At 62.3% G+C, this 26,526-nt stretch carries 27 protein-coding genes and 1 tRNA gene; 15 read left to right on the plus strand and 13 right to left on the minus strand.

All coding sequences use genetic code 11. The features are described from left to right. Positions 1-238: 238 nt before the first annotated feature. Genes EGJ27_RS01620 through EGJ27_RS01640 form a run of 5 tightly spaced genes read left to right on the plus strand, consistent with a single transcriptional unit; the run spans position 239 to position 5,671 of the window. Positions 239-730, plus strand: a complete 492-nt coding sequence (locus tag EGJ27_RS01620; protein WP_125828965.1) for a cupin domain-containing protein — start codon at positions 239-241, stop codon at positions 728-730. A 45-nt stretch (positions 731-775) separates the two neighbouring features. Further along, complete coding sequence (locus tag EGJ27_RS01625) at positions 776-1,456, plus strand: (2Fe-2S)-binding protein (RefSeq protein ID WP_125828966.1); 681 nt, start codon at positions 776-778, stop codon at positions 1,454-1,456. Beyond that, positions 1,456-2,451, plus strand: a complete 996-nt coding sequence (locus EGJ27_RS01630; protein WP_125828967.1) for a xanthine dehydrogenase family protein subunit M — start codon at positions 1,456-1,458, stop codon at positions 2,449-2,451. The genes EGJ27_RS01625 and EGJ27_RS01630 overlap by 1 nt, the downstream gene beginning before the upstream one ends. A gap of 9 nt (positions 2,452-2,460) precedes the next feature. Next, positions 2,461-4,677 carry a xanthine dehydrogenase family protein molybdopterin-binding subunit gene (locus tag EGJ27_RS01635; protein ID WP_125828968.1) on the plus strand — a complete coding sequence of 739 codons (2,217 nt, stop codon included), beginning with the start codon at positions 2,461-2,463 and terminating at the stop codon, positions 4,675-4,677. 25 nt (positions 4,678-4,702) lie between these two features. Beyond that, entirely contained in the window at positions 4,703-5,671 is a 969-nt protein-coding gene (locus EGJ27_RS01640; RefSeq protein WP_125828969.1) for an XdhC family protein, read from the plus strand. 3 nt (positions 5,672-5,674) lie between these two features. Here the strand turns inward: EGJ27_RS01640 and EGJ27_RS01645 are convergent, their stop codons facing one another. Continuing rightward, a complete protein-coding gene (locus EGJ27_RS01645) occupies positions 5,675-6,277 on the minus strand; it encodes an NTP transferase domain-containing protein (RefSeq protein ID WP_125828970.1) in 603 nt (200 codons plus the stop codon). Positions 6,278-6,344: 67 nt separating this feature from the next. On the opposite strand from EGJ27_RS01645, the gene EGJ27_RS01650 reads away from it, so the two are divergent. Then, positions 6,345-6,929, plus strand: a complete 585-nt coding sequence (locus EGJ27_RS01650) for a flavin reductase family protein (RefSeq protein ID WP_125828971.1) — start codon at positions 6,345-6,347, stop codon at positions 6,927-6,929. Between the two features lie 46 nt (positions 6,930-6,975). On the opposite strand, the gene EGJ27_RS01655 is transcribed toward EGJ27_RS01650, so the two are convergent. Further along, entirely contained in the window at positions 6,976-8,367 is a 1,392-nt protein-coding gene (locus EGJ27_RS01655; protein WP_125828972.1) for an aldehyde dehydrogenase family protein, read from the minus strand. 102 nt (positions 8,368-8,469) lie between these two features. Here EGJ27_RS01655 and EGJ27_RS01660 point away from each other — a divergent pair, with 102 nt between their 5' ends. Together EGJ27_RS01660 and EGJ27_RS01665 are read left to right on the plus strand one after the other, a co-directional pair. Beyond that, positions 8,470-9,339, plus strand: a complete 870-nt coding sequence (locus tag EGJ27_RS01660) for a LysR family transcriptional regulator (RefSeq protein WP_125828973.1) — start codon at positions 8,470-8,472, stop codon at positions 9,337-9,339. A gap of 311 nt (positions 9,340-9,650) precedes the next feature. Then, positions 9,651-10,508 (plus strand): SDR family oxidoreductase, encoded by an 858-nt coding sequence (locus EGJ27_RS01665; RefSeq protein WP_125828974.1) that lies wholly within the window; start codon positions 9,651-9,653, stop codon positions 10,506-10,508. A gap of 112 nt (positions 10,509-10,620) precedes the next feature. Here the strand turns inward: EGJ27_RS01665 and pbpG are convergent, their stop codons facing one another. Continuing rightward, complete coding sequence (pbpG, locus tag EGJ27_RS01670) at positions 10,621-11,562, minus strand: D-alanyl-D-alanine endopeptidase (protein ID WP_125828975.1); 942 nt, start codon at positions 11,560-11,562, stop codon at positions 10,621-10,623. Positions 11,563-11,815: 253 nt separating this feature from the next. Here pbpG and EGJ27_RS01675 point away from each other — a divergent pair, with 253 nt between their 5' ends. After that, complete coding sequence (locus EGJ27_RS01675) at positions 11,816-12,376, plus strand: DUF5336 domain-containing protein (protein ID WP_125828976.1); 561 nt, start codon at positions 11,816-11,818, stop codon at positions 12,374-12,376. A 138-nt stretch (positions 12,377-12,514) separates the two neighbouring features. On the opposite strand, the gene EGJ27_RS01680 is transcribed toward EGJ27_RS01675, so the two are convergent. Next, positions 12,515-12,697: a hypothetical protein gene (locus EGJ27_RS01680; protein ID WP_125828977.1), complete on the minus strand. Its 183-nt coding sequence runs from the start codon at positions 12,695-12,697 to the stop codon at positions 12,515-12,517. 158 nt (positions 12,698-12,855) lie between these two features. Further along, positions 12,856-13,227 (minus strand): hypothetical protein, encoded by a 372-nt coding sequence (locus EGJ27_RS01685; protein ID WP_125828978.1) that lies wholly within the window; start codon positions 13,225-13,227, stop codon positions 12,856-12,858. 245 nt (positions 13,228-13,472) lie between these two features. Here EGJ27_RS01685 and EGJ27_RS01690 point away from each other — a divergent pair, with 245 nt between their 5' ends. Beyond that, positions 13,473-14,285: a shikimate 5-dehydrogenase gene (locus EGJ27_RS01690; RefSeq protein ID WP_125828979.1), complete on the plus strand. Its 813-nt coding sequence runs from the start codon at positions 13,473-13,475 to the stop codon at positions 14,283-14,285. A 12-nt stretch (positions 14,286-14,297) separates the two neighbouring features. On the opposite strand, the gene EGJ27_RS01695 is transcribed toward EGJ27_RS01690, so the two are convergent. Then, positions 14,298-14,975 (minus strand): YceH family protein, encoded by a 678-nt coding sequence (locus tag EGJ27_RS01695; protein ID WP_125828980.1) that lies wholly within the window; start codon positions 14,973-14,975, stop codon positions 14,298-14,300. A 166-nt stretch (positions 14,976-15,141) separates the two neighbouring features. On the opposite strand from EGJ27_RS01695, the gene EGJ27_RS01700 reads away from it, so the two are divergent. Next, on the plus strand, positions 15,142-15,651 hold the full coding sequence (locus EGJ27_RS01700) for a DUF1993 family protein (RefSeq protein ID WP_125828981.1): 510 nt from the start codon (positions 15,142-15,144) through the stop codon (positions 15,649-15,651). On the opposite strand, the gene nhaR is transcribed toward EGJ27_RS01700, so the two are convergent. Beyond that, complete coding sequence (gene nhaR, locus EGJ27_RS01705; protein WP_125828982.1) at positions 15,648-16,550, minus strand: transcriptional activator NhaR; 903 nt, start codon at positions 16,548-16,550, stop codon at positions 15,648-15,650. The two genes, EGJ27_RS01700 and nhaR, sit on opposite strands and share 4 nt — an antisense overlap. Positions 16,551-16,672: 122 nt before the next feature. Here nhaR and EGJ27_RS01710 point away from each other — a divergent pair, with 122 nt between their 5' ends. Continuing rightward, entirely contained in the window at positions 16,673-16,909 is a 237-nt protein-coding gene (locus EGJ27_RS01710) for a hypothetical protein (RefSeq protein WP_125828983.1), read from the plus strand. A 32-nt stretch (positions 16,910-16,941) separates the two neighbouring features. After that, positions 16,942-17,700: a TerC family protein gene (locus tag EGJ27_RS01715; RefSeq protein ID WP_125828984.1), complete on the plus strand. Its 759-nt coding sequence runs from the start codon at positions 16,942-16,944 to the stop codon at positions 17,698-17,700. Positions 17,701-17,771: 71 nt separating this feature from the next. On the opposite strand, the gene EGJ27_RS01720 is transcribed toward EGJ27_RS01715, so the two are convergent. Continuing rightward, entirely contained in the window at positions 17,772-17,954 is a 183-nt protein-coding gene (locus EGJ27_RS01720; RefSeq protein ID WP_177522905.1) for a hypothetical protein, read from the minus strand. 219 nt (positions 17,955-18,173) lie between these two features. Between EGJ27_RS01720 and EGJ27_RS01725 the strand changes: the two genes are divergently transcribed. Continuing rightward, a complete protein-coding gene (locus EGJ27_RS01725; protein WP_125828986.1) occupies positions 18,174-18,872 on the plus strand; it encodes a peptidase C39 family protein in 699 nt (232 codons plus the stop codon). Positions 18,873-18,930: 58 nt separating this feature from the next. On the opposite strand, the gene EGJ27_RS01730 is transcribed toward EGJ27_RS01725, so the two are convergent. Further along, a complete protein-coding gene (locus tag EGJ27_RS01730; RefSeq protein ID WP_125828987.1) occupies positions 18,931-20,214 on the minus strand; it encodes an FAD-binding oxidoreductase in 1,284 nt (427 codons plus the stop codon). A gap of 182 nt (positions 20,215-20,396) precedes the next feature. On the opposite strand from EGJ27_RS01730, the gene EGJ27_RS01735 reads away from it, so the two are divergent. Next, positions 20,397-20,473, plus strand: a tRNA-Val gene (locus EGJ27_RS01735). Positions 20,474-20,651: 178 nt separating this feature from the next. On the opposite strand, the gene EGJ27_RS01740 is transcribed toward EGJ27_RS01735, so the two are convergent. Genes EGJ27_RS01740 through EGJ27_RS01755 form a run of 4 tightly spaced genes read right to left on the minus strand, consistent with a single transcriptional unit; the run spans position 20,652 to position 26,234 of the window. Then, complete coding sequence (locus tag EGJ27_RS01740; RefSeq protein WP_125828988.1) at positions 20,652-22,619, minus strand: acetyl/propionyl/methylcrotonyl-CoA carboxylase subunit alpha; 1,968 nt, start codon at positions 22,617-22,619, stop codon at positions 20,652-20,654. Beyond that, entirely contained in the window at positions 22,616-23,434 is an 819-nt protein-coding gene (locus tag EGJ27_RS01745) for a gamma-carboxygeranoyl-CoA hydratase (RefSeq protein ID WP_125828989.1), read from the minus strand. Before EGJ27_RS01745 ends, EGJ27_RS01740 begins: the two co-directional genes overlap by 4 nt. Before the next feature lie 13 nt (positions 23,435-23,447). After that, on the minus strand, positions 23,448-25,055 hold the full coding sequence (locus EGJ27_RS01750; RefSeq protein ID WP_125828990.1) for a carboxyl transferase domain-containing protein: 1,608 nt from the start codon (positions 25,053-25,055) through the stop codon (positions 23,448-23,450). A 15-nt stretch (positions 25,056-25,070) separates the two neighbouring features. After that, positions 25,071-26,234 carry an isovaleryl-CoA dehydrogenase gene (locus EGJ27_RS01755; RefSeq protein ID WP_125828991.1) on the minus strand — a complete coding sequence of 388 codons (1,164 nt, stop codon included), beginning with the start codon at positions 26,232-26,234 and terminating at the stop codon, positions 25,071-25,073. Positions 26,235-26,526: the final 292 nt, after the last annotated feature.

Raw genomic sequence — 26,526 nt, forward strand, 5'->3', positions numbered from 1 at the left:
GATCCCGGTGGCTAATCGACTGGGTTCCCCGCTGATAACCTCGATGGCTGCAATCCTGATCCGCATGAGCCGGACGACTCCTGCGGACACCGTGATCCTGGCGAATCTGTCACTCCACAGCTTGGCTGCAGCGGTGGCGACGAAAAAGGGAACTTTCCCGGCGCGCGCCAGTTAAACACTTATCCGTTGAGTGGGCTTGGTTGCGCAGGTTTGTCATTTTCCAGAGATGAGAAATCCGATGAATAAACTTGCAGTCGCCGCGCTTTCACTTTCACTTTCACTACTCACGATCGAGACGTCCGCTGAAGAGAACCACCGGCTGACCGTTACGGCCAACGGCTCCAGACCTTCGGCCCAAGGGGCTGCGCAATACTTCACCGGCAAGGTGCGTGTGGATGCGCCGTTCAAGGGAACCGGGCCGGCCCGGGTGAGTGGTGCCAGCGTGACCTTCGAACCCGGTGCCCGTACCGCCTGGCATACCCACCCTCTGGGTCAGACGTTGATCGTGACGGCCGGCAAGGGCTGGGTACAGGAGGCAGGGCAGGCGGTGCAGGTGATCCAGCCCGGCGATACGGTGTGGATTGCGCCCAATGTCCGCCACTGGCACGGCGCGACGGCGACCACGAGCATGAGCCACATCGCCATTGCCGAAGCGCTGGACGGCAGTGTCGTCGATTGGATGCAACAGGTCAGTGATCAGGAGTACGCCCAGGCCGCTGACCCACAATAACGCCCATCGCTTCATGAAAGTGATGGCATTTTACGAGTGATCCTGATGAACGAAATCAAGAAGCATCAAGACCCCGTCCCCGAAGCCGATTCCGTGCAGCCTTCGCGACGCAACTTTCTCAAATTCGGCGCCTCCGGGATCGCCGCCGCCACGCTTTCTACCTGGATACCCGCCGACGGCATGGTCCAGGCCGCGCCGGTCGCGGCGCCCGCTCCGGTGGTCAACGACAGCGACGCACCAGGGGCGGGTGAGCAGCGCATCGTGCTCAAGGTCAACGGCCAGTCGCATACCCTCAATGTCCCGGCCAACGCGATACTGCTGGATGTGGTGCGCGACCGCCTGCAACTGACCGGCACCAAGAAAGGCTGCGACCAGGGCCAGTGCGGCGCCTGCACCCTGTTGGTCAATGGGGTGGCGATCAACTCGTGCCTGTCGATCGCCGTGCAGCACGATGGCGACGAAATCACCACCATCGAGGGCCTGGCGGACAACGGCAAGCTGCATCCGGTGCAGGAAGCCTTCTGGGAACATGACGCCTACCAGTGCGGTTACTGCACCTCCGGGCAGATCATGAGTGCGGTGGCCATTCTCAAGGACCCGAACATTCCCGGCGATGACGCCAGCGTGCGGGAAGCCATGAGCGGCAATATCTGCCGCTGCGGTGCATACAAGAACATTCTCACGGCCGTGCAGTCGGCTCGCTCGAAAATGGGAGGAGTGGCCTGATGCGTACTTTCGATTATGCGCGGGCCGACTCGCCCGCCCAGGCCGTCACCACCGCCGGCGGCGCGGCCCAGCGTTTCTATCTGGCCGGCGGCACCACGCTGCTGGATCTGGTCAAGCTGGATGTGATGCAACCCACGCAACTGGTGGACATCAACCGCCTGGCGCTCAAGCAGATCGAGTCGCTGGCGGACGGTCGGCTGCGCATCGGCACCCTGGTGAGCAATACCGACCTGGCCAATCATGCCGTGGTCCGGGAACGCTACCCGGTGCTGTCCCAGGCGATTCTGGCCGGCGCATCCACCCAGTTGCGCAACAAGGCCACCACCGGCGGCAATATCATGCAGCGGGTGCGGTGCAATTATTTTCGCGACGGGATTTCCCCCTGCAACAAACGCCAGCCGGGTTCCGGCTGTGCGGCATTGGGCGGCATGAATCGCAGCGTGCATGCAGTGCTGGGTACCAGCGACCACTGCATCGCGACGCATCCGTCCGACATGTGCGTGGGCATGGCGGCCATCGGCGCCACGGTCACGGTGCAAGGCCCGAACGGCAGCCGTGACATCGATTTCGGCGACTTCCATCTGCTGCCGGGCAACACCCCGGAACGCGAACACGCCTTGGCTCCGAATGAACTGATCACCCATGTCACCCTCGACGCGCCGCTCAAGGACAGCCGCTCCGGCTACCTCAAGCTGCGTGACCGTACTTCCTATCAGTTCGCCCTGGCCTCCAGCGCGGTGATCCTGGTCATGGACGGCAAGCGTATCGCCGATGCCCGAATCGCCTTGGGCGGTGTGGCCACCAAACCGTGGCGTGCCGTGGAAGCGGAGCGCGCGTTGATCGGCAAGCCCGCCGATGCCGAGACCTTTGCCCGAATCGCCGAACTGGCCATGCAAGGCGCGCGGGGCTACGAGCATAACGCGTTCAAGATCCCGCTTGGCCGCCAGGTCGTCGCCCGCAATCTTCGTGACCTCACGGCCACCGGCACGGTATAGGAGATACACATGAGCGAATCCATCCTCGGCATGCCCCAGCGTCGCATCGACGGCGGGCAGAAAGTCAGCGGCCAGGCACGTTACGCCGCCGATCACCCGGTCGCCGGCATGCTCTACGCCTATGGCGTCTACAGCACCGTGGCCAGCGGCCGTGTCCTGTCGATCCACGACCAGCAGGCGCGCAGCATGCCCGGCGTGGTCGACATCTTCCATCACCGGCACTTTCCGGACCTGCACCGCACGCCGGACACGGCGTTGAGCTTCGCCGCCATGCTGACCGCCAGCAAGGCGGACGAGCACCGCCTGCCGTTCGAGGACGATCAGGTCTACTACCCCGGCCAGTTCGTGGCATTGGTGGTGGGCAAGACCTTCGAGCAAGCCCGGGCCGCGGCCTACGCGGTCAAGGTCGACTACCAGAGCGCCGAACCGATCAAAAGCCTGGCCGAGGGTCTGAAAGCCAACGGTGCCAAGGATGGCGGGGCAGGGCATAGCCGCGGCGATGCCGACAGCGCCTTCCAGAGTGCGGCGCGCAGCATCGACCAGACCTACACCACCCCGGTGGAAACCCACAACCCCATGGAAATGCATGCCAGCACCGCCTACTGGCAGGACGGCAAGCTGTATCTCTATGAAAGCTCCCAGGGCGTGGTCAACCATCGCAACTTCCTGGCCAACGTCTTTGACCTGCCGCCGGATCGGGTGGAAGTGCGGGCGCCGTTCATTGGCTCGGGCTTCGGCAGCAAACTCTGGCCGTGGCCGCATTCGGTCGCGGTGTGCGCCGCGGCGAAAGTAACCGGCCATCCGGTCCAGTTCATGCTGCCCAGGGCGCAGATGTTCACCACTGTCGGCCATCGCCCGGAAACCCGACAGCGCCTGCGTCTGGCCACCGATGCCGCGGGCAAACTGGTGTCGATCCGTCATGAGTCGTATAACAGCACCTCGACGCTGGACGCCTATACCGAGAACTGCGGCGGCGTGACCAAAAGCCTGTATTCGTGCCCCAACGTGTTGGTCAGCCACAAGATCAGTGGCGTGAATCGCGGCACGCCGACGTCAATGCGCGCACCCGGCGCCGCGCCTGGACTGTTCGCCCTGGAATCGGCGATCGATGAAATGGCCCTGGCGGCCGGCATGGACCCGCTGGCATTCCGCAAGCTGAACCTGTCGGTCAAGGACGAGAGTCAGAACCTGCCCTGGTCCAGCAATCACCTGCCCGAAGCCATCGACCAGGCCGCCGAGCGTTTCGGCTGGCACCAGCGCAATGCGGCAGTCGGCTCGATGCGCGATGGCGACGAGATCATCGGCTACGGCATGGGCGCGTGTAACTGGGAAGCCTATCAGGTGCCGACCGAAGCGCGAGTGATCCTGCGTGCCGACGGCACCGCTCTGGCGCAATGCGGCCTGCAGGATATCGGCACCGGCACCTACACCATCGTGGCCCAGACCGTCAGCCAGTTGACCGGCCTGCCGCTGGACAAGATCGAAGTCGAGCTGGGCAGTTCTTCATTTCCTTCCGGGCCGGTGTCTGGTGGTTCCTGGGTCACCGCCAGCGTCATGCCGGCGATTGCCGGTGCTACCCGCGAGGCGCTTGGCAAGCTGCGCGATTATGCCGTTGCCAAGGACGGTGTGTTTGCCGATCAGCCTGGCGACAGCCTGTCCGTGGAAAACGGCCAGTTCGTCAAGGGTGAGCAGCGGGTGGCCTTCTCCGAGATTCTGCGTCGCAAACGCCTGGCCCGTGCCGAGGGTCATTTCCACAGCGACATGAACCAGGACAAGGAACACGCCTTCCGCTCGTTCGGCGTGCATTTCGTGGAAGTGCGCTGGGACCCGGGCATCTCCAGCCTGCGGGTATCGCGAGTGGTCAGTGCCATCGACGTCGGCAAGGTGATCAACCCGCTGGCGGCGCGCAACCAGGTGGAAGGCGCAATTGTGATGGCGATCGGCATGGCGCTGTTCGAGGCGGCCGAGTACGACCCGCGCAACGGCATGCCGGTCAACAACAATTACGCCGAATACGTGGTGCCGGTGCATGCCGACCAGCCGGATATCGATGTGCTGTTGCTGGACTACCCGGACTACAAGCTCGGCGAGTTCGGTGCGCGAGGCATCGGTGAAATCGGCGTGACCGGACTGGCCGCTGCTGTAGCCAATGCGGTCTACCACGCCACCGGCAAACGGGTACGCGATCTGCCCATCACCAAGGAAAAACTGATGGCGCAGCTGTGATGCGCGCTGGGCGAGGACAGGCAAGATGAAACAACTGGACTTGCAGGTGATCCAGCAGGCCCGCGACTGGCTCGCGGCGGGAAAACCGGTGTGGCTATGCACCGTGCTTTCGACCTTCGGCTCGGCCCCGCGCGGGCCGGGGGCGATGCTGGTGGCACTGGATAACGGCGAGCACTGTGGCTCGCTGTCCGGCGGCTGTGTCGAAGAGGACTTTCTGGAACGGGTGGCGAACCGACAGTTTGCCGCCCGCAGCCAGGTGGTGCGCTACGGCGAGGGCGGTCTGGCGCCGACCCTGGCTTTGCCCTGCGGCGGGGTGCTGGACGTACTGGTTGAGCACTTCGCGCCGGGCCCGGACAGCGACGCGCATCTGGGCGTCGTGGAACAAGCGTTGTCGGGCCGCGAACGAGTGACCCGCCAGATTCGCCTCGGTGGTTCGCAACGGGCGTTGCGTCCGGCGGCGATGGGCGAGGCGCGGGTCGAGCGTGGCGAGGACGAGGTCGCGATTCGCATGGGTGCGGTCTTCCGGCTGCTGCTGGCCGGGCTGTCGCCGGTAGCCGAATACTGCGCCAGCTTTGCCGTGGCGCTGGGCTACGAAGTCATTCTGTGCGACCCGCGCACTGACGTGACGGCCGGATTCTCCATGGCTGGGGTGGAAGTGCGTGACGTGCTGCCAGCGGTCTTTATCGAAGAAGGCGGCTGCCATCCGGCGACGGCCGTGGTGGCACTGACGCACGATCCGCGGCTGGACGATCTGACGCTGCTGGAGGCAGTGCGCAGCGACGCGTTCTACATCGGCGCGATGGGTTCACAACGCACCAGCCGCGCTCGCCTGGAACGCCTGGCGCGGATCGGCGGACTGGACGAACAGGCGCTGGCGCGGATTCACGCACCGATCGGGCTGAACCTGGGCAGCAAGACCCCAGCCGAGATCGCCCTGGCGGTGATGGCGGACATTCTGCGGGTGGCCAACGGGATTGCCCGTCACCAACTGTAGCGATCACGGCTTGAGGGCTTGCTGCAGCGCCTGTGCGGTGTCGGCATCGCGCAGGATGCCGGCATCGGCGCATTCCAGTACCTCACAGCGCTCCGCATGGGCGGCGATCACGGCCCTGGCGCCCTGATCGCCTTGCAGCGCGACAAGCTGCGGCCAGAAACGGCGGCCAATGATCACCGGATGACCGCGCTGTCCTTCATGCACCGGCACGGCGATGCGCTCGGCGTCAGCCATGGTGGCCAGGCGCAGCAGAGTGTCGGTCCCGATCCAGGGCATGTCCGCCAACAACACGGCCACCGCGACGGCGGAGGAAGGCAACAGTGCTCCGATGCCGCTGGCCAGGCTGTGGCCCATGCCAAGATCGGCATCGGCACAGCGCACGATGCGCACGTCGCCGGGAATTCCCAACGCGTGAGGGTTATCGTCCTCCCTTAATACCACCCACACCTCGCAAAATGCGGCACGCGCGTTGTCGAGGCTGGCCTGCAACAGGCTACGGCCGCAGGGCAAAAGGGCACGGCGTTTGTCGCCGCCAAAGCGCCGGCTGCGACCAGCCGCCAGGAGCAGGCCGAACACTTGAGGGGTTGTGCTGTCTATGCTGATCAATCCAAAGCCTGTCGATAGGTGGAGGTGTATTTACAATGCCTGAATTTGCGTCTTCAAGAGGTTTCAAGTGGCCAATCATATCCGCCCCGTCGATCTGGAAAAGGCCTATCGGCTGTTGAACCACGGGCCGACCGTGCTGGTGTCGTCCAGTCATGAAGGTGTTTACAACGTGATGTCCGCCGCCTGGGCCTGCGCGCTGGATTTTGACCCGCCCAAGGTCACCGTGGTGATCGACAAGATGACCCGCACCCGTTCTCTGGTGGAAAAAAGCGGGTACTTCGCCCTGCAGGTGCCCAACCTCGGTCAGCTGAAACTGACCCACCAGGTCGGCACCCAGAGCCTGATGTTCACCCCCGACAAGCTGGATCAGGCCGGTGTCGAGCTGTTTCGCGTCGAAGGGCATGATACGCCGCTGGTGGCGGGTTGTTCGGCCTGGTTGATTTGCAGACTCATACCCGAGCCGCACAACCAGCAGACCTACGATCTGTTCATCGCTGAAGTGGTAGGCGCCTGGGCGGACGCGCGAGTGTTCGAAGGCGGCCACTGGAAATTCGAAACCGCCGACCCGAGCCTGCGCAGCCTGCACTACGTCGCGGGCGGGCATTTCTACGCCATCGGTGATCCGGCGGTGGTGGATACCGGCGAAGAATGAAAAACGGGGAGCGCAAGGCTCCCCGTTCTATTGTTGTGCCGCAGGTTTACTTGCGGTCGCGCCAGACGGTCTGGGCGTTGCAGAACTCCCGCACGCCGAAGTGCGACAATTCGCGGCCAAAGCCGCTTTTCTTCACACCACCGAAGGTCACGCGCGGGTCCGAGGCGCAGTAGCCGTTGATGAACACGCCACCGGTCTCCAGTTCGGCGGCCATTTGCTCGGCCAGCTCCAGGTTCTGGGTATAGAGGGTCGACGCCAGACCGAACTCGCTGTCGTTGGCCAGTTGCAACGCATGCTGCGCATCCCTTGCGGTGATGATCGAGGCCACGGGGCCGAACAGTTCCTGCTTGAAGGACGTCATCCGATCGGTGACGCCGCCCAGCACGGTTGGCTGATAAAAATTGCCCACGCCTTCGGTCTTGCCGCCGCCCAGCAACAGCGTGGCGCCCTCGCCAAGGGTCGCCTGGACCTGGCCGTCCAACTCGTCACGCAGGTCGAAACGCGCCATCGGCCCGATATAGGTCGCGTCGTCCTGCGGGTTGCCCACCACCAGCCGGCGGGTGGCCTCGACGAACTTGCGGGTGAAGGCATCGACCACACCTTGTTCGACGATCAGGCGCTTGGCGGCGGCGCAGACCTGGCCGGTGTTCTGGTAACGACCGATCACAGCCGCCTGCACGGCCTCGTCCAGGTTCGCATCATCGAGCACGATAAACGGGTCTGAACCACCCAGTTCCAGTACACATTTCTTCAGCGCAGCACCGGCCTGAGCACCGATGGCCATGCCGGCGCGCACGCTGCCGGTGAGGGTCACGGCTGCGATGCGCGGGTCGGCAATGGCTTTGGAGACACCATCGGGCGTGACGTTGAGCACTTCGAACACGCCGGGCACGAAGCCCGCCTGGACGAACGCGTCATGCAGCAGGTAAGCGCAGCCCATGACATTCGGCGCATGCTTGAGCACGTAAGTATTGCCGCCAATCAGCGCCGGAACAGCGCCGCGCAGTACCTGCCAGATCGGGAAATTCCAGGGCATCACCGCCAGGATCGGGCCTAGCGGGCGGTATTCGATCCGCGCCTTGTTGTCCTCGACCTGAGTCGCTTCTGCGGTGAGCATGGCCGGCCCGTTGGCGGCGTACCATTCGCACAGCTGCGCGCACTTCTCGATTTCGCCACGGGCCTGGGTGATCGGCTTGCCCATTTCCGAGGTGATCATACGCGCCATGGTTTCGCCGTTGTCGCGCAACGCATGGGCCAGGGCAATCAGCATGCGGCCACGTTGCTTGGGGGTTTCGCGCCGCCAGCCGGCGAAGGCCTGGGCAGCGCGGGCCAAGGCCGCGTCCAGCGCCGCGTCGGATTCGAACGGATAGTGACCGATCTGTTCGCCGGTCGCTGGATCGATGGAAATGGCATGGGTATGAGCGGATAAGGAAGTCATCGTGGGGTCCTGCGTGGTTTGACAATGAACCCAGCGTAACGGCATGCTCGAATTTCGAAAACTGAATAATACTGAGCGATACGTTCACGTTTGGAGAATGAATTGGATCTGGTCCAGCTGGAGATTTTCAAGGCAGTGGCAGAGCAGGGCAGCATCAGCGCGGCCGCCCAGTTAATCCATCGCGTGCCCTCGAACCTCACCACCCGTATCAAGCAGCTGGAAAACGACCTGGGGGTCGAGCTGTTCATTCGCGAGAAGCATCGCTTGCGCCTTTCACCGGCGGGCTGGAATTTCCTCGACTACGCCCGGCGAATACTGGCGCTGGTGGAGGAAGCCCGCGCGGCGGTTTCCGGCGAAGAACCGCAAGGACCGTTTTCCCTCGGTTCGCTGGAGAGTACAGCGGCAGTGCGCATTCCGGGATTATTGGCGCGCTATAACCAGCAATACGCCAAGGTCGAACTGGACCTGACCACCGGGCCGTCTGGAGCCATGATCGACGGCGTATTGGCCGGGCGCCTGGTCGCCGCGTTCGTCGACGGGCCGGTGCTGCATCCGGCGCTGGACGGCGTGGCGGTGTTCGAGGAAGAAATGGTGATCATCGCGCCGCTCAACCATGCGCCGGTGACCCGCGGTCGCGATGTCACCGGCGAGAGCATCTACGCGTTCCGCGCCAATTGCTCCTACCGCCATCACTTCGAACGCTGGTTCAGCGACGACGCCGCCGTGCCGGGCAAGATCTACGAGATGGAGTCCTACCACGGCATGCTGGCCTGCGTGAGCGCCGGGGCAGGGCTGGCGCTGATGCCGCGCAGCATGCTGGAAAGCATGCCCGGCTGCACCACTGTCAGCATCTGGCCGTTGTCGGAAAACTTTCGCCTGCTGCACACCTGGCTGATCTGGCGCCGGGGTACGGTGTCCCAGAGCCTGACGCGCTTCGTGGAGTTGCTCGAAACGCAAGACGCGGCCTGCTGACGGCCGTCAGTACAGGCGGGGGCGGCGCATGGCGCTCCGTAGGCAAGGCGCTTGGCAGTCACATTAATACCACCCCAAATTTCCATTTTAATGATTTCCTGCCACCTCCTCATACCAAGTCAACAGGTGGCGCAGGGTGGCGAGTCGCCGCTGTCGTGCACCATTCGTCAGCTCCGCCAACACTTGTCTGAACGATGCCCTTGCCTGGCATGACAGATAACGGGTAAGCCGCCAACGGCTTGTACGTTTTGAAGCTCCTTGCTCGGCGGTTTTCGAAGCGCCGACGGGGGACGTAACTCAAGGAGACCGCAATGACTGACTACCCAAAACCACCGTTCCCGAAACAGAGCCAACCGGTTCCAGGTCAGCAGGGCCGCATGGACCCGTACCCCGACTGTGGTGAAGAGAGTTACACCGGCTCCGGACGGCTGCAGAACAAGATCGCGCTGATCACCGGTGGCGACAGCGGCATCGGCCGGGCTGTGGCAATCGCTTTCGCACGCGAAGGTGCGGACGTCGCGATTTCCTACCTGGACGAGCACGAAGATGCCGAGGAAACAGCTCGCTGGGTCAAGCAGGCGGGCCGTCAGTGCCTGCTGTTGCCGGGTGATCTGGCGCAAAAGCAACAGTGCTACGACATTGTCAGCAAGACCGTCGAGGAATTTGGCCGCATCGATGTGCTGGTCAACAACGCTGCGTTCCAGATGACCCACGAAACCTTCGAAGAGATTCCCGACGAGGAATGGGTGCGCACCTTCGATATCAACATCACGTCGATGTTTCGCATCTGCCAGGCGGCCGTGCCCCACATGGCATCCGGCAGTTCGATCATCAACACCAGCTCGGTCAACTCGGACATGCCCAAGCCGACCCTGCTGGCGTATGCGACCACCAAAGGCGCGATTGCCAACTTTACCGGCGGCCTGGCGCAGATGCTGGGCGAGCGTGGAATCCGGGTCAACAGCGTAGCGCCTGGTCCGATCTGGACGCCGCTGATTGTGGCAACCATGCCGGAAGAAGAAGTACAGAACTTCGGCAGCCAGACGCCGCTGGGCCGACCCGGCCAACCGGTAGAAGTGGCGCCGATCTATGTCCTGCTGGCCTCGGACGAAGGCAGCTATATCTCCGGTACGCGCTACGGTGTTACCGGCGGCAAGCCGATTCTCTAGCCAAGCCGGCTTTAAGGCGGGCGCGTGGTTCGGTCGAGCCACCGCCCGGCGAAACAAAAACGGTCGCGAGGCTGAGCCTTCGCGACCGTTTGTTCGTGTTGCCCGGGCGCGGTCAGTCCTTGGCCTGAATGCCCGTCTGGCGCATCACCAGGTTCTTTTCCTTCTTGTACTGCAGGGCCACTTCCGGTGCCGGGCCGCTCTGTCCGGTTTCCAGCCACTTGCGCAGGCGGCTGGCATCGGCGAAATGAGTGTACTTGCCGAAAGCATCGAGGATGACCACCGACACCGGACGATTGGCCATGGTCGTGAGCAACACCAGGCAATGACCGGCCTGGTTGGTAAAGCCGGTCTTGGTCAGACGGATGTCCCAGTTCTCCTTGCGCACCAGGTGGTCGGTATTGCGAAAGCCCAGGGTGTAGTTGGGCTTGCGGAAACTCACGGTCTTTTCATCGGTAGTGCTCAGCTCGCTGAGCAGCGGGTATTTGCGGGCGGCCATCACCAGCTTGGTCAGGTCGCGTGCGGTGGACACGTTATACACGGACAGACCGGTCGGTTCGACGTAGGCGGTGTGCTTCATGCCCAGCGCCTTGGCCTTGGCATTCATCGCCAGGATGAACGCCGGGTAACCGCCCGGATAACTGTGGGCCAGACTGGCGGCGGCACGGTTCTCCGAAGACATCAGGGTAATCAGCAGCATATCCTTGCGGGTCAGCTGGCTGCCAAGCTTGACGCGGGAAAACACGCCCTTCATTTCAGGCGTCTGTGAGATATCGACCGGAATGTATTCGTCCATCGACTGCTTGGCGTCGAGCACCACCATCCCGGTCATCAGCTTGGTCACCGAGGCGATGGGCACGATGACGTCCGGGTTGCTGGAATACAGGACTTTATCGGTCTGCAGGTCGATGACCAGCGCGCTGCCGGAAGCCAGATGAAGTTGCGCAGGGTCACGGTTGAGGGCGACAGGTTCGTTTGCCAGCGTAAGAGATGAAAAGCCCGGACCCGTAAGTGTAAACATCAGGGCCAGGAGCGGCAGGCGGATTTTCAAGAGCATTGCTCACACGTTAAAAGTGCATTGCGCACGGGACAGTAGGGAAACGCTGCATTCTAGGAGCACGTTTGAACCCCTGTCGATGGGTAGGGCGCTGTGTTTCGTCTTTAAGTTCGGGAATGTTCATCCCATTAAGTTGCGGTTAAGTAGGAAAGGTGCACAAAGCCTGCGCAAGTCTTCGATATTCGTGGTGTCGGCGCCGCTCACCGATTAGCATTCGATGCCGTGGAAGGTCATCGATTGAAGGAGTCGAGCAATGCTCAAAGGGTTTATCGGCAAGGATCACGTGGTATTGGTGATCGTTGCTTCAGTGATTGCCGTGCTGTTGCTGCTCGCCGGCTTTTTTTCCCGCCCCGCGGACTGGGCCGGATGGGTCCAGGCTATCGGCCTGCTCGTCGGCATTATGGTGGCGGTGGCGGTTCCGAGCATCCAGCGCAAGCAGGAAACGGACACGGCCCATGCGCTGCGCAAGGAACGGGAAATCGGTTATGCCCGGCGCATGCAGTACCTGTGTGGCGAACTGAGCGAACTGCAAGGGCGGATCAACCTGAATCTCAACCACCTGCGCGCCACCGATCGCCACCGGCTGCAACACACGCTGCAGGATTACCTGCACCGGTTGTTCGAGTCCCACAAGCACGATCTCAACGATGACCGGGTGGTGCTGGCCCACGAACTGCGGCAGGTCGCCAATGACCTGATCGACGAGCTGGAAAGCGGTCGGACCGACCGGGTGGTGTTGATCGCCCTGGAAAAACGCCTGCAAAAGCTGGCTCATCGTTGCCAGGTCAATGCGGCTATGGCAGAGCGTCTCTGAGTTGCATCGTGGGAGCGGACTCGAACAGATCAACTCCCGCAGGTTGCCGCGCAACGCCCATAAAAAAGCCCGCTTCAAGAAAGCGGGCAAGGGGTTGTGCGGAGCAACGCACGAGGATCGAGCGTTTGAAAAGGGCACTCAGTTAGGCAGCGGGCGGACCTGAAGTCTTTCGGACTGGGCCTGGGCGGCCGGCAATGACGCAAATGGTCCGACCAGCGGCTCACCATCCTGCACCAGGTACCAACAAGCCAGCAGGCCACGCTCTCTAAGCTGAGCCGGGACGGCGCTGCCGACCACCGACATGATTTGAACCTTGTTCATAAGTGCCTCCAACAAACTATGCCGCCACTGTAAGGCGACGGTATGGTCAGCAGAAATCAACGTTCTCGATAGTCGTCATTGATAAAAAAGGTGTGCACGCCTGAAAACCCCGGTATCCACGAAAAACCCCGCCTGGCGAGACGGGGTTGGCGGCGCCGTTACCAGCGATCGTGACGGTCATGACGGTAGTAGCCCGGAGGCGGGCCGTAATACACCGGGCGCGGCGGCGCGTAGCGGCGGTAGTAACCAGGCGGCGGCGCAGGGTAGCGCTCCACCACCTGATAGGCCGGCTGGTAATAAACCGGCGGGGGCGGCGGCGCGTAGTAGACCGGCTGCGGTTGTACATACACCGGCTCACGCTCCACATACACGGTTCTGTCCCGACCGGACGACACCGCCGCTCCGACGACCGCCGCACCTACGATGGCGCCGACCACTGCCGGGCCACCCCAGCCACGGTCGGCGTTGGCCTGGCCTGCGATGGCCAGCGCACCTATAAACAGCGCAATCTTGGGAATATGACGAATCATGGTGGTTCCTCGACTTTCGACCCGTTGTCGCCGGCCTGCACGATGCTCAAGCACTGCCACGGGATAACTTCTAAGACAGCGTTTGCGGAAAAAACTGCGAAGGCGCTGGGTAAAGTTTGTGTAAGGTACTTCTGTAGCTCACTCACAACGCATTGGGCGGCGTCCTGCTCCGGTGGCCATCGCTGGCCGGACGCGAGTGTTCGCCTGCCTCGACGGATCAATCCAACACCATTGGGGGGAAAAGAATGCCCGTCACCGCTAACCGCGACACCCAGTTATGCATGTCCATGGCCGCACGCCCGGGAAACTTCGGCGTGCGCTTCCATAACCATCTTTATCGGCAGCTTGGCCTGAACTTTTACTACAAAGCGTTCGCCCCCAATGATCTCTCGGCGGCAGTCGGCGGCATCCGCTCGCTGGGCATCCGCGGCTGTGGTGTGTCGATGCCGTTCAAGGAAGATTGCATCGCACTGGTGGATGAACTCGATCCTTCGGCGGCGGCGATCCAGTCGATCAATACCATCGTCAACACTGACGGCCATCTCAAGGCCTACAACACCGATTACATCGCAGTCGCGCAGTTGCTCGAAACCCACGGCGTACCGCACACCGCTTTTGCTTTGCGTGGCAGCGGCGGCATGGCCAAGGCTGTGGCGTTCGCCATGCGCGACGCAGGTTTCACCGACGGTTTGATTGTCGCTCGCAACGAACAGGCGGGTCGGGCGCTGGCGCAATCCTGCGGGTTCGCCTGGCAGCCCGACCTGGGCACTGAGCGGCCCGCCTTGCTGGTCAATGTGACGCCGCTGGGCATGATCGGCCCGCAAGCCGATGAACTGGCGTTCGATCTGCCCGCCATCGCCGCCGCGCAGACCGTGTTCGACGTTGTAGCCACGCCTGCCGACACGCCATTGATCAAGGCGGCCCGGCGGCTCGACAAGCGTGTGATCAGCGGGGATGAGGTGGCCGCGATCCAGGCTCTGGAGCAATTCGTACTGTACACCGGCGTGCGCCCGACCGAGGCGCAGTACCGGGAAGCCGCCGCCTTTGCCAGGAGCTGAAAGCCGGGCGCGTCACTCCAGTCGCGCCAGCCGCTCTTCAAGTGCGGCGATGCGCGCTTCCAGTTCGTCGAGTCGGGAGGTGTCAGCCGCCGTTGCAGCGGCTGCGCTACGCTCAGGCGCAGGTTGGCGGGCGGCCAGCAAGGCGTTCAGGTCTTCGGTTTCGCCGAGGCGGTGCATGTAGCGGTCCTCGCGCTGGCCGGGCTGGCGCGGCAGCAGGATTGCCAGACCGCGGCCGATGAGGCGCTCCAGCTGGTGGCCAACCTGCTCGCTGTCTTCGAAATCGTGCATGCGCTGGCTGCGGGTCAAGAGTTCGCTCACGGTCTGCGGTCCGCGCAGCAACAGCAATCCGGTCAGGATCAATTGCGCCGGCACCAGTTCCAGGTGTTTGTCCAGGCGATGTTCCCAGCGATCGGCGCGGCTGCCCATTACCAGTCGTGTCAGGCCCTGGTTCTCCAATGCGCGCAAGCCTTGGCCGACTTCGCCCTGGGTCAGGTTCATCACCGGGTCACGGCTGGTTTTCTGGTTGCAGGCCAGGACCAGCGCATTGAGGGTCAGCGGGTAGGTTTCCGGATGGGTGGCCTGCTTTTCGATCAGGCAGCCCAACAGCCTCACCTGAATGGCGGTCAGTCGAACTGTCTGCTCATCGGCGCTTGAGGATTCGGATTCAATGCTGGAAAGCTCGGTGGACATGGTGCGTTCCCTGAACAATTCGACGTGGTGTGGCGGGCTGCCAGCCTAGGACGGATCGGTGATTTATTCCAGCGGCTGATGGTCGTTTTGCGTCTGGCGGAAAACACCACCCATGGCAGGTAGCCGACACGTCTATAATCTCTCGCTTTCAGACCCAGGAATTCCCATGTCCATTTCCCTGTACGCTGCATCCGTCCCTGTCTTCCAACAGATGCTCAATGCTCTGAACGAGATTCTGGTCAAGGCCGAGGCCCATGCCGTCGCCAAGAAAATCCAGCCCGAAGCGCTGCTCCAGGCTCGCCTGTACCCGGACATGCTGCCGTTCACTCGCCAGATCCAGATCGCAGTGGATTTCGCCAAGGGCGCCTCGGCACGCCTGGCCGGTCTTGAAGTGCCCAAGTATGACGACAACGAAACCAGCTTCGCTGAGCTTCAGGCGCTGCTGGCCAAGGCTCTGGCGTTTATCGGCGACATCCAGCCTGCTCAGGTGGACGGCAACGAAGGCATTGAAGTCGTGCTGCGTCCCGGCACCGACAAGGAAAAACGCCTCAACGGCCAGGCCTACCTGCTGACCTATGCCTTGCCGCAATTCTTCTTCCACGTCACCACTGCTTACGATCTGCTGCGCCACAACGGCGTGGAGATCGGCAAGCGCGACTACATGGGCAAGTTCTAAACCCCGGCCGTGAACAGCTGATTGCGCGCACTCTCGGCAATCGCAACGATGCCGGGGTGCCGGACCTTGCGTTCCACGGTAATGGCGTAGAACGACTCGGTCACCGCCTCGGTCTGGCCGATGATCTGCACGCCGTATTGGCTCTGCACCTCATCGGCAATCACGCTGGGGGCGACGAAAATACCGCTGCCGGATTTGCCGAAGGCTTTCATCAGCGCGCTGTCATCGAACTCTCCGATGATGCGCGGCTGGATTCGCAGCTCGGCAAACCAGCGCATCAGCCGTCCACGCACCACGGTGTCCTGGCCTGGAATCAGCAGCGGCGCGCCGTGCAGGCATTGCGGAAACGGCGTCCCCACGCGTTGCGCTACGTCATCGGTGGCGAAAAAGCTGATCCCGCATTCCCCCAGTTTCTGGCTCAAGCCCTTGATATCCAGATGCGGCGGCATCGGACTGTCGGATATCACCAGATCCAGCCGCTGGATGGCCAGATCGGCCAGCAGGCGCTCCAGTTTGTCTTCCCGGCAGGAAATCCGGATCGGCTGGTCGATGACCATGGTCGGGGCAAGCAGTCGGTAGACGATCGACTTGGGCACCACGTCCGCTACGCCGATGCGGAACAGCAGTTGTTGCTCCCCGGACTGCGAGCGCAGCACATTCTCCAGTTCACTGCCCAGCTGGAACATCTGCTCGGCGTAGGGCAGGGCCTGGCGGCCGGCTTCAGTCAGCTCCAGCTGACGGCCGACGCGCTGGAACAGGTCGATGCCCAGTGTGCTTTCCAGCTGGCTGATCTGGCCGCTGATGGTTTGCGGTGTGAGATTGAGTTGTTCACAGGCGCGAACGATGCTGCCGGTTTTGGCGACGACCCAGAAATAATGCAGCTGGCGATAATTGAGCATAAGACCAACAGTTCGTTAAAAGCGAAGTATAGCTCTGTTAAATACGAATTTAACTGATGGTCATGGCTCTCTAGAATGCTGCGTTATCGCCAGGTTCGTCTGGCCCTGTAATAGAGGGAAACATGTTCAAACCCATCTGTGCGTTGATCCTTGGTGGTTCTCTGGTAGTAATGGCTGGCTGCGATCAGGTCGAATCATCTTCCAGACAATTGCTGGACACGGCGGCCCACTCGGCCAAACAAGCCATCGATGACACTCACAAGGCTGCAACACAGGCACTGGAGGATGCCAGGCAAGACCTTTCCGTACTGGAAGTGAAACCTGCAGACACGCAGGAAAAATCCAGCAAGGACATCTAACGTTCAACCCTTTGGCTCAGGCAGGCATACCTATGGAATATCTACTGGAACTTGCGACCAGCCCGGCAGCGTGGATCGCGCTGGCGACGTTGGTGGTCATGGAAGTCGTGCTGGGTATCGACAACCTGATCTTCATCTCCATCCTCACCAATAAATTGCCCGAGCATCAGCGGCCCAAGGCCCGGCGCCTGGGTATCGGCATGGCGTTGATCATGCGCCTTGGCCTGCTCAGTACCGTGGCCTATATCGTCCAGCTGACCGCGCCGGTGTTTGAAATGTTCGGCCAGGCATTCTCCTGGAAGGACATGATCCTGATCGCTGGCGGCCTGTTCCTGGTCTGGAAGGCGACCACGGAAATCCACCACAGCGTCGACGTCAAGACCGAGGAAGAGAAAACCCTGGCTTCAACCGTGACCTTGAGCATGTCAGCTGCGATTGCGCAGATTCTGATGCTGGACCTGGTGTTCTCCATCGACAGCATCATTACTGCGGTCGGCATGACCGAGCACCTGCCGATCATGATCATTGCCGTGGTATCGGCGGTAGTGGTGATGATGGTTGCGGCCGACCCGTTGGCCAAGTTCATCAATGACAATCCGACCGTGGTCATGCTGGCGCTGGGCTTCCTGATCATGATCGGCATGACGCTGATCGCCGAAGGCTTTGGTGCCCATGTGCCGAAAGGCTATGTGTATGCCGCCATGACGTTCTCGGCCCTGATCGAAGGCCTGAACATGATGGCCCGTCGTGCCAAGCGCCGTAAGGCGGCGGAGCAGGTCACGCAACACTGATCTGACCGTGCTCACGAAAACGGTCAGCCTCCAGACCCGGGGCTGACCGTTTTTTGTGTATCGTCTGTCGATCAGTGGGCTGTCGCAGGCCGTGCCTTGGGGCGTTTATCCAGGTTTACAGACGTGGCGGGCATCACCGGGCGAGCAGGGCGGTGCTGGTGGCGACGGGAGATGCGCAGGATGCCCCAGAGCATGGCGCATGCGATGGCGAGCCATGAGGCGATCAGCATCACGATGGTCATTTCCAGGCTCATAATTGCCTCCCGATTGCTGCTTGGTGTTGCAGTCTTGATAACTGACAGTCTAGTACGCGGCATGTTTCGGCAAATTGACCAATGGCCATGAGCTATGATCGATTTGGTCTAACCGCACGCTTTCCCCACACTGGAAGTGCTATACCCGCGCTGCCGAGCGCTCTATGATCGTCTGTCGACTCGGGCGCAGATGCCCGACATCTGTGAAAGTGAGTGAACATGCCGCGCCTGTTTTCCTGTTTTGCTACCGTCGCCTGTCGGCGAACCTTGCTCACCGCCGCGTTGCTGCTGGGCCTGGCCGGCTGCGCGTCGAGCCTGTCGCCCGAGATCCAGCGCTTGCCGGATCGCGTCGAGCTGAACTCCGTGCCTTTTTTCCGCGGCAATGCCTACCAGAGCGGGCCGGGCACCCTCGCGGCCATGCTGGCCCATCATCAAGTCCAGATCACGCCGGGTCTGCTCGACAAGCCGTTGCAGCTCCCCGGGGGTGAAGATCGTCTGGAGCAGAACATGTCGAAAGTTGCCCGTGAGTACGGTTTCATGGTCTATCCGCTGGATGGCGAATTGCAGGCATTGCTGGCACAGGTGTCGGCAGGGTATCCGGTCATGGTGCGCTATCGCGATGGCTCGGCCTGGTGGAAGACGCCGCGCTACGCGACGCTGGTGGGCTACAACCGCGTCAAGCAGACCGTGCTGCTGAACGCCGGCATGTACCGCCGCGCAGTGATGAGCTTCGACGACTTCAACGCCGCGTGGAAAGACGCCGGAAGCTGGGCCGTGTTGATCCAAGGACCCAGGCAACTGCCGGCGCAAGTCGATCAGCAGCGCTGGGTGAACGCGGCGAATGAACTCTCCAGGGCCGGTCAGGAGCAGGCTGCCGGGGAGGCAATCAAGAGCCTCGGGCGCCAGGGTGTTAATTGAATTGATCGGCTGGACCGAAAACGGCGCTCTCCAGGCGCCGTTTTTTTATGGATTCCGCTTAGAAACCCAAGCGGTCCCGCAGGCTGTAGTACCAGGCACCGAGCGCCGTCAGCGGGGTGCGCAACAGCTGTCCGCCAGGAAACGGGTAGTGGGGCAGGTCGGCGAACGCATCGAAGCGCTCGGCCTGACCGCGCAACGCTTCGGCCAGCACCTTGCCGGCCAGATGCGTGTAGGTCACGCCGTGGCCGCTGCAGCCCTGAGAGTAATAGATATTGTCGCCCAGCCGCCCGACCTGAGGCAGGCGCGACAAGGTCAGCAGAAAGTTGCCGGTCCAGGCGTAGTCGATTTTCACGTCCTTGAGTTGCGGGAACGCCTTGACCATCTTGGGCCGGATGATGGCTTCGATGTTGGCCGGGTCCCGCGCGCCATAGACCACGCCGCCGCCGAAGATAAGGCGCTTGTCCGCGCTCAAGCGGTAGTAGTCGAGCAGGTAGTTGCAGTCTTCGACGCAGTAATCCTGCGGCAGCAAGGTCTTGGCCAGCGCGTCGCCGAGCGGTTCGGTGGTAATCACCTGAGTGCCGCACGGCATAGACTTGGCCGCCAGTTCCGGCACCAGATTGCCCAGGTAAGCGTTGCCGGCAACGATCACGAACTTGGCCCGCACCCGGCCCTGGGCGGTATGGACCACGGGATTGGCGCCGCGCTCGATACGAATCGCCGCTGACTGCTCATGGATGATGCCGCCCAGCGATTCCACGGCTGCGGCTTCGCCCAGGGCCAGGTTGAGCGGATGGATGTGGCCGCCGGTCATGTCCAGCAGCCCGCCGATGTACTGATCACAGGCCACGACTTGCTGGATGCGCGACTTGTCCATCAGTTCCAGTTGCGTGTGGCCGTAGCGTTCCCACAAACGTTGCTGGGCTTCCAGATGCGCGAGCTGTTTTTCAGTCAGGGCTGCGAAAACGCCGCCGTCTTTCAGGTCGCACTGGATGCCATAACGCGAGACCCGGTCGCGAATGATCGCCGCGCCTTCAAAGGCCATATGCCCCAGAAGCTGCGCTTGCTGTGGACCTACGGTGCGTTCGATGACGTCGATGTCACGGCTGTAGCTGTTGACGATCTGCCCGCCGTTTCGGCCTGATGCGCCGAATCCGACCTTGGCCGCTTCCAGAACCCGGACCTTGAAACCGTGTTCAAGCAGGAACAAGGCGCTGGAAAGCCCGGTGTACCCGGCGCCGATGACGCACACGTCGGTTTCGACTTCGCCGTCCAGGGCGGCGCGCTCGGGAGCCGCATTGGCTGAGGCGGCATAGTACGACCGCGGATAAGACGTGTTGGCCATCCCGTAACTCCGTTTAATATTCTTGACGAGTGCGCCGATCCTACCCGAAGTCGGAAGCCGCTGCCAGACGCAGGGACCGCGGCAGAAGGTAGGGCGGAATGATAAAACCACGGAATAACAGTGGCTTACGGAAAATACCGTTTGACATATCCGCGAATTTGCGTAGGATGCACACCCACAGCAGGCACGTAGCTCAGTTGGTTAGAGCACCACCTTGACATGGTGGGGGTCGTTGGTTCGAGTCCAATCGCGCCTACCAGACAAAATCCGCTCTGCTGGGCGGTCTCGAAGGGCTCACCGAAAGGTGGGCCCTTTTTTGTTGCGTGTTTTTTAGCCACGCCTCGCACCACTGTAGGAGCGACCTTGCTCGCGAAGACGTCATTCCAGGCCACATAGCCAATGCGGCTGTACCGGCTTCTTCGCGAGCAAGCTCGCTCCTACAGATTTGCGGTCAGCTCGACCAACACCATTCCTTCGTTGACCATCTCGCCTTCGCGGCAATGCACCGCGGCGATTTCTCCGGCCTCGGCGGCGCGGATGTTGTGCTCCATCTTCATGGCTTCCAGCACCACCAGCTGTTCGCCGGCCTGGACCTTCTGGCCAGCCTTGACCAATACCCGCACGATGCTGCCGTTCATGGGCGCGGCAAGGCCGCCGTGTGGTGTGTGGCTGGCATCGGCCTCGGCGACGGCATCGAAGCGGCGCACCATATGGATCTCGCCCTGCCATTGAAGGTATAGCAACGGTCCGCGACGGATCGCCCGATGAGAGCGCCGTACGCCCTGGTCGTCGACGACCAGCCGTTCGCCTTCCAGGGTGCAGAGTGAGCCGCCACAGGTGCGTAGCCTGACGACCTGCCGCTGGGAATCGCAACTCAGGTGCAAGTCGATCTCAGCCGGCAGCCCGGCGCGCCAGCCACGGGCGTTACTCCACGGTGAGTGCTGATCGTCAGGATTCATCCGGGCAGGCTCGCTTTGGGCAAATGCCTCGGCGGCCACCTGCCAGAATGCGGTGGGTAACGCAGCGGTGTCGGGCAGTAAGTCTTGTTCATGACGGGGGATAAACCCGGTGTCCACCTCGGCGGCAGCGAATGCACGATGGCCCACGATCCGGCGCAGAAACGCCAGGTTGGTTTTCACACCCCCGACCGCAAACCCGTCGAGCATCGCCAGCAGGCGCAGGCGAGCCTGCTCTCGGGTTTGGCCCCAGGCGATCAGCTTGCCCAGCATCGGATCGTAATAAGGCGAAATGCTGTCGCCTTCACTGACGCCGCTGTCGATGCGCTGTCCGGTGGTCAAGGCGGGCTCACGGTAGAGTTCCAGGCTCCCGGTGGCGGGCAGGAAATCCTTGGCCGGGTCTTCGGCATACAGGCGCACTTCAATGGCGTGCCCCAGCAGCGGCACCTGCTCCTGGGTCATGGGCAGCGGTTCGCCCTGGGCAATGCGGATCTGCCACTCCACCAGGTCCAGGCCGGTGATGCATTCGGTTACCGGGTGCTCGACCTGCAGCCGGGTGTTCATCTCCATGAAGAAGAACTCGCCACGGGCGTCCAGCAGAAACTCCACTGTCCCGGCACCCACGTAACCGATGGCCTTGGCCGATCTGACCGCCGCTTCGCCCATGGCCCGCCGCAGCTCCGGGTCCAGACCCGGCGCCGGCGCTTCTTCGACGACCTTTTGATGGCGACGCTGGATCGAGCAGTCCCGTTCATTGAGGTACAGGCAGTTCCCCTGCTGGTCAGCGAAGACCTGGATTTCGATATGGCGTGGCTTGAGCAGGTACTTTTCCACCAGCACCCGTGCATCGCCGAACGAAGAGCGGGCTTCACGCTGGGCAGAAGCCAGCGCCTCGGCCAGCTCGCTGTCGCGCTCGACGACTTTCATGCCTTTGCCGCCGCCCCCGGCACTGGCCTTGAGCAGCACCGGGTAACCGATGCGCTCGGCGGCGCTGCGAAAGGTCTCCAGATCCTGAGCAGCGCCGTGATAACCGGGCACCAGCGGCACCCCGGCATTTTCCATCAGCGCCTTGGCGGCGGCCTTGCTGCCCATGGCGTCGATGGACGAGGCGGGAGGACCGAGGAAAATCAGGCCCGCTTGTTCGACTGCACGGGCGAAATCCGGGTTTTCAGACAGGAACCCATAACCGGGATGGATCGCCTGGGCGCCGCTTTGCCGGGCAGCGGCGATCAGTCTGTCAATCAACAGATAACTTTGCGACGCCCTGCTGCCGCCGAGGTCGACCCGAATGTCGGCTTCCCGGCTGTGCCGGGCGTCGCGATCTATGGCGCTGTGCACCGCGACCGTGGTCAGACCCATTGCCTTGGCCGTGCGCATGATGCGACAGGCAATTTCCCCGCGATTGGCCACCAGCAACGTATCGATAACGGGCAAGTTCGTACGGTTCATGAGTTCGGCTCGCTGTGGATGGCTGACAGCTGCCAGTGCGGGGTGCGCTTTTCGAGAAAGGCCCGCAGGCCCTCTTGGCCCTCGGCGCTGGTCCGGATGCGCGCGATCGCGCCTTCGCAGTAGCGGCGCAGGGCAGGGCTCAACTCGCCGTTACCGGCTTCGCGCAACAGATCCTTGGTGACCCGCATGGCCTGGGGACTGTTGAGCAGTAACTGCTCGACCCAGCGTTCAACCTGGGCATCGAGCTCGGCCGACGGATAGCATTCGGCGATCATGCCCAGCTGTCTGGCCCTCGGGCCGTCGAAGCGTTCGGCGGTCAGTGCATAACGCCGCGCCGCCCGTTCGCCGATGGCCTGCACCACGAACGGGCTGATAACCGCCGGCGCCAGCCCGATGCGCACTTCCGAAAGACAGAACTGGGCGTCATCGGCGCAGATTGCCATGTCACTGCAACTGACCAGCCCCAATGCGCCGCCGAATGCCGCACCGTGCACCACCGCCAGGGTCGGCATCCTGAGCTTTTCGAAGTTGTACATCAGCTCGGCCAGTTCCTGAGCATCATCCAGGTTGGTGTTGTAGTCCATGTTGGCGGCCTGCTGCATCCAGCTCAGGTCGGCGCCGGCGCTGAAATGCTTGCCGCGGCCACGGATCAGTAGAAAGCGCAGGGCGGGATCACCTTGGACGCGCTCCAGCGCCAGGATCAGCTCGCGGATCATCTGCGCATCGAAGGCGTTGTTCTTTTCCGGGCGGTTGAGCCACAAGGTGGCGAAGCCGCGCGGATCGTTGACTATTTCCAGCGTCGCGAAATCGGTCATGGCGTTCTCCGGCTTACATTCGAAACAGGCCGAATGTGGTGGGTTCGATGGGGGCGTTGAGGGACGCCGACAATGCCAGGGCGAGATGGTCACGGGTCTGCGCCGGATCGATCACGCCGTCGTCCCACAACCGGGCGCTGGAGTAGTAGGGGTGACCCTGGTGTTCATATTGATCGAGGATCGGCTGTTTCAACGCCGCCTGCTGTTGCGATGTGAAGTGTTCGCCATTGCGCGCCGCCTGCTCGCATTTGACCTGCACCAGCACGCCTGCGGCCTGCTCGCCGCCCATCACGCCGATCCGCGCATTGGGCCACATCCACAGGAAGCGTGGATCATAGGCACGGCCGCACATGCCGTAGTTACCGGCGCCAAAGCTGCCGCCGATAATCACCGTGAATTTCGGCACCCTGGCGCAGGCCACGGCCGTCACCAGCTTGGCGCCGTGCTTGGCAATGCCGCCGGCTTCGTACTTCTGGCCGACCATGAACCCGGTGATGTTCTGCAAAAACAGCAGGGGAATGCCGCGCTGGCAGGCCAGCTCGATGAAGTGCGCGCCTTTTTGCGCGGCTTCGGCGAACAGGATGCCGTTGTTGGCCAGGATCGCGATGGGGTAGCCGTGCAGGCGGGCGAAGCCACACACCAGTGTCGTACCGAACAACGCCTTGAACTCATCGAGCGCCGAGCCGTCCACCAGTCGGGCAATCACTTCGCGCACATCGAATGGCTGCTTGGCGTCGGCCGGGATGATGCCGTACAGCTCCTGGGCCGGATACATCGGCTCGACAGGCGCACTGCATTCCAGGCGACCCTGCTTGCGCCAGTTCAGATTAGCGATACAACGTCTTGCCAGTTGCAGCGCATGCTCGTCGTTGTCCGCGTAATGGTCGGCTACACCTGACGTCCTGCAATGCACATCGGCGCCGCCCAGTTCTTCGGCGCTGACCACTTCGCCGGTGGCAGCCTTGACCAGCGGCGGACCGGCGAGGAAGATCGTCGCTTGCTGGCGCACCATGATCGCTTCGTCGGCCATGGCCGGGACGTAGGCACCACCTGCGGTGCAGGAACCCATGACCACCGCGATCTGGGCAATGCCCTGGGCGCTCATGTTGGCCTGATTGAAAAAGATTCGACCAAAATGCTCGCGGTCTGGAAAGACTTCGTCCTGACGCGGCAGGTTGGCACCGCCCGAATCCACCAGGTACACGCACGGCAAGCGGTTCTGCTGGGCGATGGCCTGGGCGCGCAGGTGTTTCTTGACCGTCAGCGGGTAGTAGCTGCCGCCTTTGACGGTCGCGTCGTTGGCAATGACCATGCATTCGACGCCTTCTATCCTTCCGATTCCGGCCACGAGTCCGGCCGCCGGCACGCTCTCTTCATAGACCTCCCAGGCGGCCAGCGGGGCGATTTCCAGAAACGGCGAACCGACATCGAGCAGGCGATTGATGCGCTCGCGAGGCAGCAGTTTGCCTCGCGAGGTGTGCCGCTGCTGCGCACTCTGGCCGCCGCCTTGCTGAATCAGTGTCAATTGGCGGCGCAGGTTGTCCACCAGGCCGGACAGCGCGGCGTGGTTGGCAGCGAACTCGGCAGAACGGGGATTGATACGCGTGTGGACGATAGCCATGTGAACTCCAGTCAATCAACGGGTCTCGTTGAACAGCTCGCGGCCGATCAACATGCGACGGATCTCACTGGTTCCGGCTCCGATTTCGTACAGCTTGGCGTCGCGCAGCAGGCGGCCGGCCGGGAACTCGTTGATATAGCCGTTGCCGCCCAGGATCTGGATGGCATCGAGGGCCATCTGGGTCGCCCGTTCGGCGCTGTACAGAATGATCCCCGCTGAATCCTTGCGGGTGGTCTCGCCGCGATCGCAGGCCTGGGCCACGGCATAGAGGTAAGCGCGGCTGGCGTTGAGCTGGGTGTACATGTCGGCCACCTTGGCCTGGATCAACTGGAATTCACCGATGCTCTGGCCAAACTGCTTGCGGTCGTGGATGTAGGGCAGTACCAGGTCCAGACAGGCCTGCATGATTCCGGTCGGCCCGCCGGACAATACGACGCGCTCGTAGTCCAGCCCGCTCATCAACACTTTCACGCCGCCGTCGAGCTGGCCCAGCAGGTTCTCTTCTGGAACCTCCACATTGTCGAAGAACAGCTCGCACGTGTTGGAACCGCGCATGCCCAGCTTGTCGAACTTGCCGCTGCGGGAGAAACCTTTCCAGTCCCGCTCGACGATGAACGCGCTGATGCCATGGGCCGCCTTCGCCAGGTCGGTCTTGGCGTAGATGACGTAGGTGTGGGCGTCAGGACCATTGGTGATCCAGGTCTTGCTGCCGTTGAGGACGAACCGGTCACCGCGCCGCTCGGCGCGCAGCTTCATGGATACCACGTCAGAGCCGGCATTGGGCTCGCTCATGGCCAGCGCGCCGACATGCTCGCCGCTGATCAGGCGCGGCAGGTAGCGGGCTTTCTGCTCGGCGTTGCCGTTGCGGTTGATCTGATTGACGCACAGGTTGGAATGGGCACCGTAGGACAGTGCCACGGATGCCGAGCCGCGGCTGATTTCTTCCATGGCCACCACATGGGCCAGATAACCCAGGCCGGCGCCGCCGTATTCTTCGCTGACGGTGATGCCCAGCACGCCCATATCGCCCAGCTTGCGCCACATGTCGGCCGGAAACAGGTTGTCCTGGTCGATCTGAGCGGCACGCGGCGCAAGTTCCGCAGCCACGAAGGACTGTAACTGGTCGCGCAACATATCGATGGTTTCGCCCAGGGCGAAATTCAGACTGGGATAAGACATGGGCTCGCATTCCTGTATTGTTTTTAGGCGGATTCGCAATGACCTTTACGTTAACGTAAACCTCCGGCAATGGAGTGTCAATGTCCGGCATCTGCCGGGGCGCGAACGGGGAGGGAAGCGACAAGGAAAGGTGAACGACGCAAAGCACGAAGGGGAGCCTGGGCTCCCCTTCAAGGTTTCTTTGTATGCTCTTTTTTTATTATCCGGGTAAGTCTGTTGTTGTTTTTGATGACCAGGCCCGTTGCTGCCGTAGGCGACCCTATCCGGGTCAAGAGCAAACGTATTTTTTTGA

It is taken from the genome of Pseudomonas sp. v388, from assembly GCF_003935425.1.
GTDB lineage: Bacteria > Pseudomonadota > Gammaproteobacteria > Pseudomonadales > Pseudomonadaceae > Aquipseudomonas.

Excerpts from the sequence above, each read along its gene's own strand:
- EGJ27_RS01620 (WP_125828965.1), top strand. The coding sequence starts at position 239 with ATGAATAAACTTGCAGTCGCCGCGCTTTCACTTTCACTTTCACTACTC.
- EGJ27_RS01625 (WP_125828966.1), top strand. The coding sequence starts at position 776 with ATGAACGAAATCAAGAAGCATCAAGACCCCGTCCCCGAAGCCGATTCC.
- EGJ27_RS01630 (WP_125828967.1), top strand. The coding sequence starts at position 1,456 with ATGCGTACTTTCGATTATGCGCGGGCCGACTCGCCCGCCCAGGCCGTC.
- EGJ27_RS01635 (WP_125828968.1), top strand. The coding sequence starts at position 2,461 with ATGAGCGAATCCATCCTCGGCATGCCCCAGCGTCGCATCGACGGCGGG.
- EGJ27_RS01640 (WP_125828969.1), top strand. The coding sequence starts at position 4,703 with ATGAAACAACTGGACTTGCAGGTGATCCAGCAGGCCCGCGACTGGCTC.
- EGJ27_RS01655 (WP_125828972.1), bottom strand. The coding sequence starts at position 8,367 with ATGACTTCCTTATCCGCTCATACCCATGCCATTTCCATCGATCCAGCG.
- EGJ27_RS01665 (WP_125828974.1), top strand. The coding sequence starts at position 9,651 with ATGACTGACTACCCAAAACCACCGTTCCCGAAACAGAGCCAACCGGTT.
- pbpG (WP_125828975.1), bottom strand. The coding sequence starts at position 11,562 with ATGCTCTTGAAAATCCGCCTGCCGCTCCTGGCCCTGATGTTTACACTT.
- EGJ27_RS01675 (WP_125828976.1), top strand. The coding sequence starts at position 11,816 with ATGCTCAAAGGGTTTATCGGCAAGGATCACGTGGTATTGGTGATCGTT.
- EGJ27_RS01680 (WP_125828977.1), bottom strand. The coding sequence starts at position 12,697 with ATGAACAAGGTTCAAATCATGTCGGTGGTCGGCAGCGCCGTCCCGGCT.
- EGJ27_RS01685 (WP_125828978.1), bottom strand. The coding sequence starts at position 13,227 with ATGATTCGTCATATTCCCAAGATTGCGCTGTTTATAGGTGCGCTGGCC.
- EGJ27_RS01690 (WP_125828979.1), top strand. The coding sequence starts at position 13,473 with ATGCCCGTCACCGCTAACCGCGACACCCAGTTATGCATGTCCATGGCC.
- EGJ27_RS01695 (WP_125828980.1), bottom strand. The coding sequence starts at position 14,975 with ATGTCCACCGAGCTTTCCAGCATTGAATCCGAATCCTCAAGCGCCGAT.
- EGJ27_RS01700 (WP_125828981.1), top strand. The coding sequence starts at position 15,142 with ATGTCCATTTCCCTGTACGCTGCATCCGTCCCTGTCTTCCAACAGATG.
- nhaR (WP_125828982.1), bottom strand. The coding sequence starts at position 16,550 with ATGCTCAATTATCGCCAGCTGCATTATTTCTGGGTCGTCGCCAAAACC.
- EGJ27_RS01710 (WP_125828983.1), top strand. The coding sequence starts at position 16,673 with ATGTTCAAACCCATCTGTGCGTTGATCCTTGGTGGTTCTCTGGTAGTA.
- EGJ27_RS01715 (WP_125828984.1), top strand. The coding sequence starts at position 16,942 with ATGGAATATCTACTGGAACTTGCGACCAGCCCGGCAGCGTGGATCGCG.
- EGJ27_RS01720 (WP_177522905.1), bottom strand. The coding sequence starts at position 17,954 with ATGAGCCTGGAAATGACCATCGTGATGCTGATCGCCTCATGGCTCGCC.
- EGJ27_RS01725 (WP_125828986.1), top strand. The coding sequence starts at position 18,174 with ATGCCGCGCCTGTTTTCCTGTTTTGCTACCGTCGCCTGTCGGCGAACC.
- EGJ27_RS01730 (WP_125828987.1), bottom strand. The coding sequence starts at position 20,214 with ATGGCCAACACGTCTTATCCGCGGTCGTACTATGCCGCCTCAGCCAAT.
- EGJ27_RS01740 (WP_125828988.1), bottom strand. The coding sequence starts at position 22,619 with ATGAACCGTACGAACTTGCCCGTTATCGATACGTTGCTGGTGGCCAAT.
- EGJ27_RS01745 (WP_125828989.1), bottom strand. The coding sequence starts at position 23,434 with ATGACCGATTTCGCGACGCTGGAAATAGTCAACGATCCGCGCGGCTTC.
- EGJ27_RS01750 (WP_125828990.1), bottom strand. The coding sequence starts at position 25,055 with ATGGCTATCGTCCACACGCGTATCAATCCCCGTTCTGCCGAGTTCGCT.
- EGJ27_RS01755 (WP_125828991.1), bottom strand. The coding sequence starts at position 26,234 with ATGTCTTATCCCAGTCTGAATTTCGCCCTGGGCGAAACCATCGATATG.